General features: G+C 41.4%; 13 protein-coding genes and 1 other RNA gene. 4 read left to right on the top strand and 10 right to left on the bottom strand.

Features of this window, described 5'->3' with window-relative positions:
- Nucleotides 1-62: 62 nt before the first annotated feature.
- The 9 genes from AB6T38_RS17705 to ssrS all read right to left on the bottom strand — a co-directional run bounded on the left by AB6T38_RS17705 (nucleotide 63) and on the right by ssrS (nucleotide 8135).
- On the bottom strand, nucleotides 63-1310 hold the full coding sequence (locus AB6T38_RS17705) for a hypothetical protein (protein WP_372548561.1): 1248 nt from the start codon (nucleotides 1308-1310) through the stop codon (nucleotides 63-65).
- 34 nt (nucleotides 1311-1344) lie between these two features.
- Nucleotides 1345-1995 carry a methylamine utilization protein gene (locus tag AB6T38_RS17700; protein ID WP_372548560.1) on the bottom strand — a complete coding sequence of 217 codons (651 nt, stop codon included), beginning with the start codon at nucleotides 1993-1995 and terminating at the stop codon, nucleotides 1345-1347.
- Between the two features lie 297 nt (nucleotides 1996-2292).
- Entirely contained in the window at nucleotides 2293-3522 is a 1230-nt protein-coding gene (gene serA / locus AB6T38_RS17695; protein ID WP_372548559.1) for a phosphoglycerate dehydrogenase, read from the bottom strand.
- 121 nt (nucleotides 3523-3643) lie between these two features.
- Nucleotides 3644-4300 (bottom strand): ribose-5-phosphate isomerase RpiA, encoded by a 657-nt coding sequence (gene rpiA / locus AB6T38_RS17690; protein ID WP_372548558.1) that lies wholly within the window; start codon nucleotides 4298-4300, stop codon nucleotides 3644-3646.
- 108 nt (nucleotides 4301-4408) lie between these two features.
- Nucleotides 4409-4990, bottom strand: coding sequence for a 5-formyltetrahydrofolate cyclo-ligase (locus AB6T38_RS17685; protein ID WP_372548557.1), 582 nt, complete (start codon nucleotides 4988-4990; stop codon nucleotides 4409-4411).
- 162 nt (nucleotides 4991-5152) lie between these two features.
- Nucleotides 5153-6094: a nucleoside hydrolase gene (locus AB6T38_RS17680; RefSeq protein ID WP_372548556.1), complete on the bottom strand. Its 942-nt coding sequence runs from the start codon at nucleotides 6092-6094 to the stop codon at nucleotides 5153-5155.
- A gap of 30 nt (nucleotides 6095-6124) precedes the next feature.
- Nucleotides 6125-7021 carry a ribokinase gene (locus tag AB6T38_RS17675; protein ID WP_372548555.1) on the bottom strand — a complete coding sequence of 299 codons (897 nt, stop codon included), beginning with the start codon at nucleotides 7019-7021 and terminating at the stop codon, nucleotides 6125-6127.
- Nucleotides 7022-7190: 169 nt separating this feature from the next.
- Nucleotides 7191-7616 (bottom strand): hypothetical protein, encoded by a 426-nt coding sequence (locus tag AB6T38_RS17670; protein ID WP_372548554.1) that lies wholly within the window; start codon nucleotides 7614-7616, stop codon nucleotides 7191-7193.
- A gap of 337 nt (nucleotides 7617-7953) precedes the next feature.
- A non-coding RNA gene (gene ssrS / locus AB6T38_RS17665) (6S RNA) lies at nucleotides 7954-8135 on the bottom strand.
- 242 nt (nucleotides 8136-8377) lie between these two features.
- Between ssrS and AB6T38_RS17660 the strand changes: the two genes are divergently transcribed.
- The 4 genes from AB6T38_RS17660 to AB6T38_RS17645 are packed head-to-tail and all read left to right on the top strand — an operon-like array spanning nucleotide 8378 to nucleotide 12789.
- Nucleotides 8378-8947, top strand: a complete 570-nt coding sequence (locus tag AB6T38_RS17660; protein WP_372548612.1) for a UPF0149 family protein — start codon at nucleotides 8378-8380, stop codon at nucleotides 8945-8947.
- Nucleotides 8947-10266: a Xaa-Pro aminopeptidase gene (gene pepP, locus AB6T38_RS17655; RefSeq protein WP_372548553.1), complete on the top strand. Its 1320-nt coding sequence runs from the start codon at nucleotides 8947-8949 to the stop codon at nucleotides 10264-10266. The genes AB6T38_RS17660 and pepP overlap by 1 nt, the downstream gene beginning before the upstream one ends.
- 5 nt (nucleotides 10267-10271) lie before the next feature.
- Entirely contained in the window at nucleotides 10272-11579 is a 1308-nt protein-coding gene (gene ubiH, locus AB6T38_RS17650) for a 2-octaprenyl-6-methoxyphenyl hydroxylase (protein ID WP_372548552.1), read from the top strand.
- The gene (locus AB6T38_RS17645) at nucleotides 11566-12789 is read left to right on the top strand and encodes an FAD-dependent oxidoreductase (protein ID WP_372548551.1); all 1224 of its coding nucleotides are present in this window, start codon (nucleotides 11566-11568) and stop codon (nucleotides 12787-12789) included. Before ubiH ends, AB6T38_RS17645 begins: the two co-directional genes overlap by 14 nt.
- Nucleotides 12790-12827: 38 nt before the next feature.
- Here the strand turns inward: AB6T38_RS17645 and AB6T38_RS17640 are convergent, their stop codons facing one another.
- A complete protein-coding gene (locus tag AB6T38_RS17640; protein ID WP_372548550.1) occupies nucleotides 12828-14027 on the bottom strand; it encodes a hypothetical protein in 1200 nt (399 codons plus the stop codon).
- Between the last annotated feature and the right edge of the window lie 629 nt (nucleotides 14028-14656).

Here is a 14656-nt window from a genome sequence, read left to right as displayed (position 1 = left end):
CCCTGCTTATTTGTTTGTTTAAAGCCGGCTGTTACGCCGGCTTTTTTATTTCTAAGAGAACACTACCAGCGAAATTGTGCCACTAATAAGGTTTGTTGCTGATTAGCATCTATTGGCAGATCAAGTTGGGCTCTATTTTGCGCGGTATTTTTATTGAAATGTTGTTCTATGCCTAATTGCCAGTTGTCATCTAGATCATAGCGCCAAGCTAACGTCAGTCCATAACCATCGCTATTATTCATGTCAGTAGGAAATACATCATCTTCAATTACCATGAATCTGTCGTAACGCAGGCTGATACGGTGTTGCGATACCTGATGGCTGAGCATTAGATACCAGGCATCAAAATCCACATACACAAACTTTACTCCCATCACAGTGCTGCCTGTCATAAGCTGACTAATCAAGCGTGTGTTGCTATTGAATTTATGTTGGAAAGATAAAGAGTGGAATTTAGTTCGCCAACCATAAAGTCGTTGGCTATTTACAGTTAATGGGTCAGCTTGGTTGTCATAGTAATAATAACGGAAGCTTGATTGGTTAAAATAACTGAGGTGTAAACCAATATAAAACCCCCATCGTCGATCAAGTTCATGAAAGGGTTCAACGTAGTCTGGGTGCCATATAAAGTCAGTATCAATGACAGTGGGGTAGGGAGCAAAGTTAACTCTGTCGTTGTTTAGAGACTGTCGATCATGCATGGCAAACCCACGCCAACTGATTAATGTACCTAGGGGATCATTGCCCTTAAACGCCGCGCCAATCACTTCCCATGACCAAGGGCTTCTTCTGGCTCTGCCTGGACTATAAATTGAAAATTCTAAGCCAAGTGTACGCATCTCTTCACCCACCCAACTATTGATTGCAGATTGGGTATAGGTGTAAGGAGAAAGCCAACCATCATCAATATTTTCCAACGATAAACGTGGATAAAAGAAGCCTCCTCTAGCCTTAAATTTAATCTTATTTGGGCTTAAGGGTTTATATTGCAAGGATAGTTGTGAAAAGCCCAATTGCTGTTCACCGTCGGGATAATAGTGAGCAACAGCATCGAGACTGACGTTCGAAACTAAGTCGATGTTTGTATGTAACAGAGCTTGCTGTATACCTACAGTATCGTCATCGTGACGGAGGATCCCTGTTCCGTTGTTTTGGTAAGACTGCCAACTGTCGGTGTCAGCAATGTACACTTGCACAATGCCGCCAACTTGATTTGCAGCAGCAGGAGTCAACAAATTCAAACTGAACAACAGAATAAACATTAAGATGGCAATTAAGGTTTTATAATTAAAATTATGCTTAACTATCAAAAGTAAAAGTCCAAGTTGCAATGCTACTAGGGCATTAGTAGTCGGTTAATTTGTCTGCTCGTTGCTCATAAAAGCTGAGGTCTTCTAAAAGCTTTTCCTGTAGCTTAAAGCTCATGTTGATAGGGGCTTCAATGCTTATTTTTTGAGTTAATGCGTCTAAGTCATCTTGAATTCTAGGATGCCAAATTTTCACACTGTAATGGCCTTTAGGCACGTCAATTGTGACTTTACCAGACTGGTCCGTTTTAGCAAAAAAGGGAGTGTCTACTACCCAAATATAAGCAAGCATCCAGTCATGTACGTTGCAGCCTAACTCCACTTCACCCTGATTTTCAAATAGTAAGGGGGCAGCGTCGGAATCCTTATACAGCTTCAACTCAAATTGCTTGGCTGGAGAAAATGAATAAACATGATGTTTAATGGAATCAGAATTTGGAAAAACCACTTTGTTACCTTTTTGCACAGGTAAAATATGTGGCATAAATTGGCGATCAACCTGATCCATGACCGCAATGTCTTGATGGTTTTGAGTGATCTCTACGTCCCCTTCAGGCTCCAAATAAACCACCGTTTGAAAAACAGGTTTATCTGTATTGCTAAAAACATCAACGGTAACCGATATTGCCAAAGCGTTAAAACAAATAAACGCTGAACTAAACCAAAATATCTTATATTTACATTTCATTCCCAATTCCCATTAATCTTAACAACTTAAGCAGTAGAACGACTTTTTGATTAATAAATTTCTGTTTAATATACCCTTTAATTCGCAAGGTTACATTTTAAATAATAGATTGATTTTTTACCCACTGTTATGGGGGGAATTTGTTTCAAGTTTAGCTTAATAAGACATTTGATTAAATATAGATCAGGTTGGAGATGCACAGGGCTTAAGGGGAGACTTTAGCTTTGAAATGGGCCAAGAGACTGTTCTTGACCCAAACCAGAATCCCCATAATGATAATGGCGAAGGGCGAGTTACTTAGTGCAAAATACGAGTTTTAATTGTACCGTCAATTTTAGTTAGTTGCTCGAACGCTTCTTTTGCATCATCCGTTTCAACGTCAATTACCACGTAACCAATGCTTTCGTTAGTTTGTAGATATTGTGCTGCAATATTGATGTTATGAGCTGCAAACGCTTGGTTAATCTGGGTTAAGACACCAGGCGCATTAACGTGGATATGCAACAATCGAGAACGATCAGTATGTTCTGGTAACGATACTTCAGGGAAGTTAACCGCAGAAAGCGTAGAGCCATTATCACTGTATTTAACCAGTTTCCCAGCAACCTCGAAGCCAATATTTTGTTGGGCTTCTTGAGTACTTCCGCCTACGTGTGGGGTCAGAATGACATTATCAAACTTTCTTAGGGGCGAAACAAATTCTTCGTCATTTGATTTTGGTTCAACTGGGAATACATCAATTGCTGCACCGTTCAATTTACCTGATTCCATCGCTTCAGCAAGTGCATCAATTTCGATAACGGTTCCTCTGGCGGCATTCATTAAGATTGCACCGTCTTTCATCATCGCTAACTCTTTTTTGCCAATCATGTTTTGAGTTTGTGCCGTTTCAGGTACATGCAACGAAACTACATCAGATGTATTCAACAATTCTTTTAAGGTTTTAACCTGTGTGGAGTTACCCAGTACCAATTTGTCTTCAATATCATAAAACTGAACACGCATACCTAAATGCTCTGCCAATATGCTCAATTGTGTACCAATGTGACCATAACCAATAATGCCTAAGGTTTTGCCTCGGGCTTCGTAAGAACCTACGGCACTTTTTTCCCATTCGCCGCGATGTGCTTTAGCATTTTTACTTGGCACGCCACGAAGTAATAAAATAATTTGTCCAAGGGCTAATTCAGCCACTGAACGCGTATTCGAGAAGGGCGCGTTGAACACTGGAATGCCGCGTTTTTGAGTGGCTTTAAGATCAACTTGATTGGTACCAATGCAGAAGCAACCAACAGCAACAAGTTTTTTAGCCGCGTCTATTACATTTGCATTTAACTGCGTACGAGAACGAATTCCAATAAAGTGAACATCAGCAATCTTTTCCATTAACTTTTCTTCGGATAAAGACGTCTTGATATATTCAATATTGGTATAGCCATTGGCTTCAAGAGTTTCCACTGAACTTTGGTGTAAACCCTCAAGCAACAATATCTTAATTTTTTCTTTGGGTAGTGATACTTTGCTCATTAATGTTCCCGTACATAATTAGTGAAAGATGTCAGATTTAAGAGACATCTGGACGTCTATTTGAAAGTGAAAAATACCAGAACTTTTTCAAATAAGAAAGAGCCTGTTATATTAATTTCGTCTATTCAATCTCAATTACTTCAGAGTCTGTGGCGACTAATACAATATCTGCTGCACGCATAGCGAACAGACCATTTGTTACTACGCCAGGAATTTGATTGATCTGTTGTTCCAATTCCACAGGGTTGAGGATTTTGAGGTTGTGTACATCTAGGATCACATTACCATTATCAGTGGTAACACCTTGGCGATATTCCGGATCGCCACCTAATTTTACTAATTCCCGAGCCACAAATGAACGGGCCATAGGAATAACTTCAACAGGTAGTGGAAAAGCACCTAAAACGGGAACTTGTTTACTATCGTCGATAATGCATACAAATTTCTTGGCAACGGCGGCAACGATTTTTTCTCTGGTTAGGGCAGCACCACCGCCTTTGATCATATGTTTATGTTTCGTAATTTCATCTGCACCATCTACATAAATATCAAATTTGTCTACAGAGTTGAGGTCAAATACTTCAATGCCCATTGCTTTCAATTTTGCCGTTGAATCATCAGAACTGGAAACTGCCCCTTTAATTTTATGTTTCACGCTCTCTAGTGCACTAATGAAATAGTGAACTGTCGAGCCGGTGCCCACACCAATTATACTGTCGTCCGTAACAAATTTAACCGCAGCTTCGCCAGCGGCGCGTTTCTTTTCATCTTGAGTCATGGGGGGATCCTTTAAATGGCAATGTTAGTCACATTTTATAAATTTGCGCAGAGTATAACGCACTTAGTTCCTGTGCGGCTAGTAACACTGAGGAAAGGGGGGCTGTACTCAGATGGAAATAACGCGACTGGGGGTGATTATTTTATGGACTGGAATATCCCAACTCTCGGTAGTTAGGTTTGCGGCTTGCTGACAGTTGTGGGCGTAACCTAAAAGTTGCGGTTGTATAGAAGAAGTGAGTTGTGCAAGGGTTCTGTCATAAAAACCACCTCCCATGCCTAATCGATTACCGCTTTCATCAAAAGCAACTAAAGGTAAAAATATACTGTCGAGCTGTGACAGGGTTCTAACCTTTGACATCGTTATAACCGGTTCTGGAATATTAAATCGATTCTTTTGCATCTTAGTATCTGCAGCATATTCGACAAATACTAAATAGTTTTCACGATTCGGATCTAATACTGGTAAATAGGTTTTTCTGCCATTTTTCCAACACCATTGGATGATATCTTCACATGACAACTCACCGTCTTGATGAAGATAAAGCGCGATGTACTCAGCGTGATCTAATAGCTTGTTTTTGATTACCGTTTGTAAAGCTTGGTGGCTGGCTTGGTTTTGTTGTTCAGGACTGAGATTACGCCGTAATAACCGAAACTTTTTGCGTAACTGAGTTTTGCTTTCTAACAATGTCGAGGCACCTTTGACGAAAACAGGGTAACGAGGACCAGTTCCCCCGTACAGTATATAAACCAGTAAATAAAGCAATCACCTTATCAATTATCGAAGATGGTAATGTCAATCACCATCTTCGACAAAAAAGCTTCTTATTAAGCCTTTGAACTGCGTAGATTAATAAGAATAAGTATCGATGTACAGTTTACGCAGTCGATCATGATCAACTTTGGTTGCTGCATCGATTTGTTGCGCTTCTAACCATAAGGGGCTAGCGGTGCTGCCCTTAGGTGCAACTGTTGTTTGTCCTTTGTTTAATGGATCCGTAGATACTCTGGCGTGGCCACGGGTAAATTCAAACAAACTGGGGTCCACCAAATAGGCAAGCGGCATGGCATCATGGAAGAAACAAACGCGGTCATCTCTATCTTGTGAATAAAAATCCACATAAAACTGTGAAGACTTTTTAACAAAACCACCTAATTTAGGGTTTTTAGTTTCGAGCTCATCAAGGAAATCTAAAGTGAATGGAACATCATTGGTGACGTCCAAGCCAAACATTTTAAGATCCCAAGATGCTGCAAAAACGATTTCAGCAGCATGGGCATCATTCCATATATTAGCTTCAGCAACAGGCGTCACATTACCTTTTACAAAGGCGGCTCCACCCATAATAACGACACCTTTTACCAAGTTAGGTAATTCCGGCTCTAAACGCAGTGCTAAGGCTAAGTTACCTAATGGGCCAATGGCAACTAAGGTGATTTCACCTGGATGTTGACGGGCCATGTCTACAATATATTGAGCTGAACTACGTGGGTCGAGTTCACGTTTTGAGGCAGGGAAATCGATATTGCCAAAACCATCATCACCGTGCACAAAGTGCGCATATCCTGACTCAGGGCCTACCCACGGCATGCCAACACCTTTGGTGACTGGAATATCTTGGTCGGCTAATTCACACAAGGTTAAAGCATTTTGAGCCGACATAGTCACAGGTACGTTACCGTAAACCGTGGTCAAACCTAATACCTCGATATCAGGTGATTGGAAGGCAAAAAAGATTGCCATTGCGTCATCAATACCTGGATCGGTATCGAGAATTATTTTATGAGCCATATAATCGTTCTCTTTAATGATAAGTTGTAGTTAAGCTTGATTTTGACTGAGGAAAAGATCTACTTCTTCAGTACTTGGAATAGATTGGGCTGCGCCATTACGAGTCACCGCGATTGCTGAAGCAGCACACGCCCGCACTAAGGCTTCTTTGGGTTTATTGCGACGGCTATAGGCAGCTAAAAAGTAGCCGATAAAGGTATCGCCTGCCGCTGTAGTATCTACTGTATCAACTAAGAATGCTGGCACATCAATGGTTTCCTCAGCCAAGACTAAACGCACGCCTTGTTTGCCTAAGGTGATTAACACTTCTGCATGTGACCATTGCTCGCGGAAATATGATTCCATTTCGTCAATATCGTTAACGCCCGCAATTTCAGTGCCTTCCACTTCGTTAACAATCAATAAATCGATACAGTCATGGGGCAATTGTTTCACTGAATCTGTCATGGGGGCTGGATTAAAAGCAACTTTTAAACCTAACTTTTTAGCTTCTTGAAATACAATGTCAATGGAGCTTGTTTCATTTTGCGTAAGTACCCAAGCAGATTCATCGGCATCATCTAAAGCTTGGAGCACATCTTTATTATCTATTTCTAAATTTGCGCCACCAAATAATACTATGGCGTTTTCTCCTGAAGAGGCTACCTGGATAATGGCGTGACCTGTGGGCGAGTCTGTGCATTGCACATATTTACAATCAACGCCTGCTTTAATCATTGCTTGCTTAAAGTGGGCATCATGTTCATTAATTTTACCTACATGCCGAACATCGGAACCTGCTTTAGCTAGTGCGATTGACTGGTTTGCTCCTTTTCCTCCCAATAATTGTTGGTAATCCGTTGAGGATAAGGTTTCACCCGGTTGAACAAAATGATCGACCTGATAAACATGATCAATATTGATTGACCCAAAATTAATAACAGCCATAAAAATTCCAATTTAACACGAAGAATTAACAAAGAAGTGAGTTTGTACCACAAGTTTACGCTAAAAAGAACAGTTTAACCTGACCATTTGGTCAACTTTTTTATTGAAAGCTACATTTTTTAATTTATCTCAAACTGAGATGCCATTTTTCAACCTATAGGTTAATGGATTATTGCGTAAACATAGCTGATAATTTATCTAAAAATCCCTGTGGCTTTTCGTAAGGTTGTTTATTTATCTCAAACACTCGCACTGACACGGTTGCACCATGCCCCCAAGGCCACCAAGATAACATGACTGCATGCTCTCCATTGGTATCTTTACTTAACAGTTCTTGCTTCTTTTCCAAAATACCAAAGAAACCAGCACGGTGTCTGAGATATGGATTGGCTTTTTTAAGCTGTTTTTTGTTCCAACAATGAGGAAAGTGTTTTTTCGCGATAGCATAAACGTGTTGGGCATGATCCACTGAGAACTCAGCAAGAAGGCAGCCAAAATGAGCATCCCATTTCCATTCAATTTGGGTATCTAGATCATCAAAAAATTCAGGGCAAGCATTATATATTGCCTGTTGTTCTGTTGAGGGCAGTTTCATCTAATTGATATCTTTTTAAAGTTAATTTTAAATGTTCAGTGACGACAAAAGGGTGTTGCTTCCACCACTTATTGCTGCTTTAGTTATTCTTCAGGCTTGCTCCATTGTGCATGCCGGCTGTACTTGAATGGTTTACTAGTGTGTAAAGTACAGTTTCATTTTATTCTTATTTAAAGCGCCTGTTTCATCCAATCAACAGTATTATACTGAATTATATTAACCTGCAATTTATGAACCGAAAAGATTTGTTTTGATAAAAATCAGTCGGTTAAGTTTTTTTGCGAGGAAAAGAAAAAGCGATGTGTCAAATAAATTGACACATCGCCTTGTGAAATTAGAGTCTCCCAAAATGCCGCTGTTCGGTGTGGGCCCGTGAACCGAAAGTTCAGGGCGGAAACATCATCACTACCGTAGGCGTCTTGATACTAGCCAAGCTTGCACAATAGTAGTGGAATCAATTTCCAGGTTAATTAGCATCGGCCAGGGACAAAACTGAACTGGCAAACACCCCAGGAGAGATCCGAATTTTAGCATAGCGACGCCAAAATAAAATCGAAAACTGGCAATTCATTTTAAGTTGCTTAGAAACTGGACTATTTTGCCGTATTTGACACTCAATCGGTTAACATCAATCTCCTAAAGTGTTAGTTAAGCTCCGTCATGCTCTAGGCAGGCCCCTTTGGTAGTGATACGATCTGGGAACCCTATCTTGTACCTGTTTTTGAGTGGAATTGGTATGAATGAAAATAAAGGAAACCGAATTGAATCCATCGCATTTAAAATATGAAGAGTTGTCTACCTTGCTAGAACAACACAACATTCTGGCTGATGCATCAGAAGTCCATGGCATTTTTTGCGGTATGTTAGCCGGTGGCATGGCATTAGAGAGCCAAGACTGGTCAGCTGCACTAAATGATTCAATCAATCAAGGTGACAACCTACCTAATGAGGTGCAAGAGCAGTTAACCGCACTTTATAATGATACCTGCCAACAATTGTTAGAAACCGATTTCACCTTAACCCTGTGCATGCCTGATGATTCTGCGCCGATTAATGAAAGAGGCAAAGCCTTAATTAACTGGATTCAAGGGTTTATGTTGGGCTTTGGTTTTCACCAAGCGGACTTAACCGCCTGTTCAGCGGATGTGAAAGAAGCGCTGGAAGATTTCTATGAAATTTCTCGTATGGACGACACCATGCCTGAAGACGAGGAAGCCGAAAAGGCCCTGTTCGAAGTGATTGAATATGTGCGAGTGTCTTGCATGTTATGTTTCAATGAATTGGGTCACTCAGCTGATCAAGCACAAACTGAACCTAAGACGGTACATTAATGTCATCAGAATTAATCAAAGAATGCGCTAAACGACGACAAATTTTACGCGACAAAATGCTACCAAATAGCATCGCTATCGTGCCTGCTGCCAACTTGGTCACCCGTAGTAACGATACCGAATTTCCCTTTCGTCAAGATAGCGATTTTCATTATTTGTCTGGTTTTCCTGAGCCTGATGGGTATTTAGTGATTAGCAACAGCTCTTTGATGGGGGATGTGTTCAGCGCTTTGTTTTGTTTACCCAAAGATGAATTGGCAGAAATTTGGCAAGGCAGACGCATAGGTGTGGATGCCGCACCTGCAGATTATGAGGTGGATATTGCCCACCCAATTGATGATATCGAAGTGGGTTTGGTGAGTTATATCAATGGCCATGAAAATTTATATTTTGCCCGTGGACATCATGGCCCTAGTGATGTGTTAATTGATGAAGTGCTGAGCAAACTGCGAAATGCACCCAAACAATCACAAATTGCGCCTAACTGTGAATTCGATATTCGCACTTTGTTGCATGAAATGCGCTTATTTAAATCTGATTTCGAACTTTCAATTATGGCCCAAGCTGCTGACATATCAGCAGACGCGCACATTGCCGCAATGCAATTGAGCGAAGTGGGAAAAAACGAGTTCCATTTGGAAGCAACCATTCATCACCACTTTGCTATGCACGGAGCTAAATCACCAGCCTATTCTACTATTGTCGGTAGTGGTGATAATGCCTGCATACTGCATTACACCGAAAACAATTGTGAGCTTGAAGATAATAAACTCGTACTGATTGATGCGGGTGCTGAATTACAGGGCTACGCCGCCGATATTACCCGCACATTCCCAGTAAATGGACATTTTACGGAGCCGCAAAAAGCCTTATATCAATTAGTGTTAGATGCACAGTTAGCTTCATTTGAGTTGTTTAAACCTGGCAGCACTTTTAAAGCCGCTTCTGACAAAGCCATAGAAGTGCTAACCACTGGCTTGCTTGATTTGGGCTTGCTGAGCGGAGAGTTACAGGACAATATTGAACAACAGCATTATCGCCAATTTTTCATGCACGGACTTGGTCATTGGCTAGGGTTAGATGTCCATGATGTGGGAAATTATAAGATTGATGGCGCAGATCGAGAGTTTGCACCTGGAATGGTGTTGACGGTTGAGCCAGGTTTATATGTGTCTGCATCGGCTGAAGTTGATCCTAAATGGAAAGGCATCGGTATCCGTATTGAAGATAATATTGTGATCACTGACGACGGTCATAAAGTGCTAACTGGTAAGGTTCCCAAAACCATTGCAGAAATAGAAAATTTGATGGCGAAATAGCAATAATGAATAAGGCTGAAAAATCATTTGATCTGGTGATCGCTGGTGGCGGGGCTGTCGGTCTGACTTTAGCCTTAGCCATTGCACAGCAAAGCCAGTTAAACGTTGCTGTCATAGAAGCAAATGAACGCCCCGAACCGCAAAATAAGAGTGAAAACTCCCCTAAGTCTACTAACTCAAACGCTGATAATTGCACTTCTAACAATGATAGCTTTTTGGATTTGCGCAGCGTGGCACTTTCCGCCCAGTCTACCCAAATACTCGGTGCGTTAGGTTTGACGTCGTTGTCTAAATTTGGCTGTCCTATATCTCACATCCATGTGTCAGATAAAGGGCATTTGGGTAGAAGCTCTTTGCATGCACAAGATTACCATCTCGATGCGTTAGGGCAGGTGATTGAACTGCCGGTGTTGGTTGAGTTATTACAAAATGAAATAAAAGCTTATGCACAACAAGTCACCTTTTATTTCGGGCAAAGCATAGATCAATTGCATAAATCGGCGGATTATGTGGAACTGGTATTAGGCGATAAACAACGATTAAAAGCCTCGTTACTGGTAATTGCTGAGGGAGGAAATTCTCCAACCCGCGAAAAATCAGGTATCGATACCCAACTAAAAGATTATCAACAATCTGCCATAGTGGCGAATGTGGCGCTATTTGACGATCATAACAATACCGCATTTGAACGGTTCACTCCTGATGGGCCATTAGCTTTGTTACCACTAAAGCCTGCATCACAGCATCCTGGTTCTTATCGAAGTTCATTAGTTTGGACTTTATCTCGTAGCCAATGTGAGTCTGTATTGGCGTTGAGCGATAAGGATTTTATCGCACGTTTACAAGATGAGTTTGGCTATCGCCTAGGAAAAATAAAAGCAGTGGGAAACCGCAGTGCGTTTCCTCTGGTACAAAGTAGAGCATTACAACATATTCAACATCGCACCGCGCTACTAGGAAATGCCTGTCAGACATTACATCCCATTGCCGGTCAGGGATTGAACTTGGGCTTAAGAGACGTGTATGAACTTGTACAAATTATACTGTCAAACCAGTCATCTGATAAAACCTCGGATATAGGTAGTTATTCTGGGTTACAGTGTTACCAGCAGAATCGTAAGAATGACCAAGCACGTTTAATTGGCGCAACAGATTTATTGGTTCATACTTTTTCTAATCGTTATCCGCCCCTTGTTATTGGTCGCAATTTGGCCCTCGGTATATTAGACAGTCATCCTCGGTTAAAACAAATATTAGCTCACCACGCCATGGGCTTTCACGGAACATCAGGAAAATCCCATGCAAAATTATGATGTGGCAATTATCGGAGCGGGCATTATTGGATTAACCGCCGCCCTTGCCTTACAAAACACCGACTTACGGGTCGTGATTATAGATTCTGAACCAGCAGACAAGCCCCTTAGCGAAGTGCCTGAGTTACGGGTTAGCGCTATTAACCTTGCCAGTCAGAACGTTTTTAGCAATTTAGGAGCTTGGCAAGGCATCTATAATCAACGATTGCAGCCTTATCAACATATGCATGTGTGGGAGCAGGATAGCTTTGCCAAAATTAATTTCTCGGCAGCAGATATTCACAAAGCACACTTAGGCACTATTATTGAGAATCAAGCTATTCGCTTAGGGCTGTTGCAGCAATTAAATCAAGTGTCTAATGTGGAAATAGCCGACAGTGCCAAAATAGCCAATATTTCCATTGGTCAGTCAGAAAGCTTCATTAGTTTAGAAAATGGCAGTCATTTAAGTAGCAAGCTAGTGGTGGGGGCTGATGGCGCAAACTCCTTAGTTCGTAAAGTGGCAAACTTGCCACTCACCTTTTGGGATTACGATCAAATTGCGATAGTTGCTACCATTGAAACCGAGTTGCCTCACGACAACGTAGCACGACAGGTTTTTACACCTGATGGTCCCCTTGCTTTGTTACCATTGTACGAAAGAAATCTTTGTTCAATTGTTTGGTCACAGCGAGTAGAGAAGGCCGAGTCGCTGTTAAACTTGGATGAAAACGCCTTTAATCATGCATTGAGTGCCCAAAGTGACTTGCGCTTAGGGCAAATTAAGTTGCTTAGCCCACGTGCAAGTTATCCCTTAAAAATGCGGTATTGCCGTCAGTGGGTAAGTGATCGCATTGTATTAATTGGCGATGCCGCTCATACCATTCACCCATTGGCAGGGCAGGGCGCGAATTTAGGGATTGCCGATGCAGCGGCATTGGCCGAAGTCATTATTGAATTACATGAGCAAAACAAAGACATAGGTTTGACTAAAAACCTGCGCGCATTTGAACGTTGGCGTAAATCAGAAGCGTTGCAAATGATAGCCGTAATGGAGAGTTTTAAACGACTTTTTAATGGTGAAAATCCAGTCAAAAAATTGATAAGAGATATCGGTTTGAGTGCAACAAATCATTTGTCACCGTTAAAAAATGATTTGATTAAACATGCTGTTGGGATGGATGGAAATTTACCTAAGCTGGCAAAGGTACATGCCAACTCAGGTTCATAATTTTAGTGCGTTGAAGTTATCACTTTTTAATCATTTGATTAATTTTGTAACCACAAATTGTATTCATCTGACGCTAAGAAACCAGCAAATGCAGGTTCAGAACCTAAACTTTCAGGGGTAAACTCGTAATACAATCGCTCACTGATGAGATCTAACGTATCGGCAACACCTTGATAGTTTTGTTGTTCGTTATAAATCGTCAGCAAAGTCCAATAGGGTGGTTCAAAACTAGGTTCAGCATTCACACCTAAATAAGCGTATTTTAGCGCTTCGTTCATTTCTCCCGCATTGTAATATAAGTTTGCACTTAGCTCCCCGAGGGCTCCATCCATTCCAAAACGTTTAATTACATTCTCCATAGCCTGCTGGGTTTTGACGTTATCTTCGGTCATCACGTAATAATCGATCAGCATAAATTGAGTAGATGGCAAATCACCAAAATATTTATCGAGCATGCCAAGTTGCTTTAAATATTCCGCATCACTGATATTTTGTGCAAGGCTAATACCGGTATCAATTATCACCCGTTGTTTCTTCATATCTTCAGGCATGTCTTGCAGCAATGTATAAGCTTGTTCAATTTGCCCTGTTTGGCGCAGTCTGCCAATTTGCTGAAATTTAGCTACAATATCGTTGTTAATTTTTTCTTTACCAAAGACTTTGCCAAAGAATGAATCATCAGTCGATATCATCAACGCTGTGGCTTGGGTTAAGGAGTCACTAAATTGCGCGCCTTTGCTGGCAATATGGAAATCATATATTTTTTGATCTTCGTTCAGAAATAAAATGAGGTATTCGTGTCCACCAGACGAGTAATCGATGCGAATAAGTGGTCTTAGAGCCCCTTGTTCATCAAGCATGCGTATAAAACTGGAGTTTGATTCTTCATTAAAAAATTGTACAAACAAATTGTTAATTAACGTTTTTCGCGTGCCTTCTGACGAAAATCCCCTGACAAAGTCATTGATGTCACGTTGTTTAGAAAACAATGCACTGCCAACAATCCGACCTAAACTCGCAGTGTCGGTCTTCTCCCCTAAGCTATCAATATCATGGTTGTTCAGGGCTTCGGCGAAGGCAATAGCGGTTTGTGCAGATGCTTCTGCAAACGCAGAATCTGTATTGCTTCCTCCCATTTGTTGCGCGTTGCTCAGGGTTGAAAATACACTCAATAAAACAATGAAAAATGTATTTCTGAGAAAGTCTGCATAAGTTTTTGTATGTTGATTAGTATTCATAGAATAAGTCCGTTTTACTGCTTTGATTTTTTGTTTTTAGATTTATTACTTTAAGTTTGCCGATAAAATTCCAGTTTGTATATATTTAAGTCGAGTAGCAAATTGTAGGACGGGCTTTAGCCCGTTGGTGTTTCTCGGTTTTTCCGCGGGGCTTGTAGCATGGCCTTTAGGCCATGGAGGATGGTTAAACGCCCACCGAGGTTTTCGCGCGGGGCTAAAGCCACCGCCTACAGGTTGATTTGTAGGACGGGCTTTAGCCCGTTGGGGTTTTTCGGTTTTTGCGCGGGGCTTGTAGCATGGCCTTTAGGCCATGGAATATGGATAACCTCACACCTATGTCTGTGCGGGGCTAAAGCCACCGCCTACAGGTTGATTTGTAGGACGGGCTTTAGCCCGTTGGTGTTTCTCGGTTTTTCCGCGGGGCTTGTAGCATGGCCTTTAGGCCATGGAATATGGTTACCTTTCATCGGTTTTTGCTCGGGGCTAAAGCCACCGACTACAGGTTATTGTGATATGGATAACCTCCCACCGGGGTTTCCGCGGGGCTTGTAGCATGGCCTTTAGGCCATGGAATATGGATAACCTCACACCTATGTCTGCTCGGGGCTAAAGCCACCGACTACAGGGTG

The organism is Aliiglaciecola sp. SL4, from assembly GCF_041538045.1.
Classification (GTDB): Bacteria; Pseudomonadota; Gammaproteobacteria; order Enterobacterales; family Alteromonadaceae; genus Aliiglaciecola.
This window is presented reverse-complemented; position numbering and strand designations above follow the sequence as displayed.

Excerpts from the sequence above, each read along its gene's own strand:
- AB6T38_RS17700 (WP_372548560.1), bottom strand. The coding sequence starts at position 1,995 with ATGAAATGTAAATATAAGATATTTTGGTTTAGTTCAGCGTTTATTTGT.
- serA (WP_372548559.1), bottom strand. The coding sequence starts at position 3,522 with ATGAGCAAAGTATCACTACCCAAAGAAAAAATTAAGATATTGTTGCTT.
- rpiA (WP_372548558.1), bottom strand. The coding sequence starts at position 4,300 with ATGACTCAAGATGAAAAGAAACGCGCCGCTGGCGAAGCTGCGGTTAAA.
- AB6T38_RS17680 (WP_372548556.1), bottom strand. The coding sequence starts at position 6,094 with ATGGCTCATAAAATAATTCTCGATACCGATCCAGGTATTGATGACGCA.
- AB6T38_RS17675 (WP_372548555.1), bottom strand. The coding sequence starts at position 7,021 with ATGGCTGTTATTAATTTTGGGTCAATCAATATTGATCATGTTTATCAG.
- AB6T38_RS17670 (WP_372548554.1), bottom strand. The coding sequence starts at position 7,616 with ATGAAACTGCCCTCAACAGAACAACAGGCAATATATAATGCTTGCCCT.
- pepP (WP_372548553.1), top strand. The coding sequence starts at position 8,947 with ATGTCATCAGAATTAATCAAAGAATGCGCTAAACGACGACAAATTTTA.
- ubiH (WP_372548552.1), top strand. The coding sequence starts at position 10,272 with ATGAATAAGGCTGAAAAATCATTTGATCTGGTGATCGCTGGTGGCGGG.
- AB6T38_RS17645 (WP_372548551.1), top strand. The coding sequence starts at position 11,566 with ATGCAAAATTATGATGTGGCAATTATCGGAGCGGGCATTATTGGATTA.
- AB6T38_RS17640 (WP_372548550.1), bottom strand. The coding sequence starts at position 14,027 with ATGAATACTAATCAACATACAAAAACTTATGCAGACTTTCTCAGAAAT.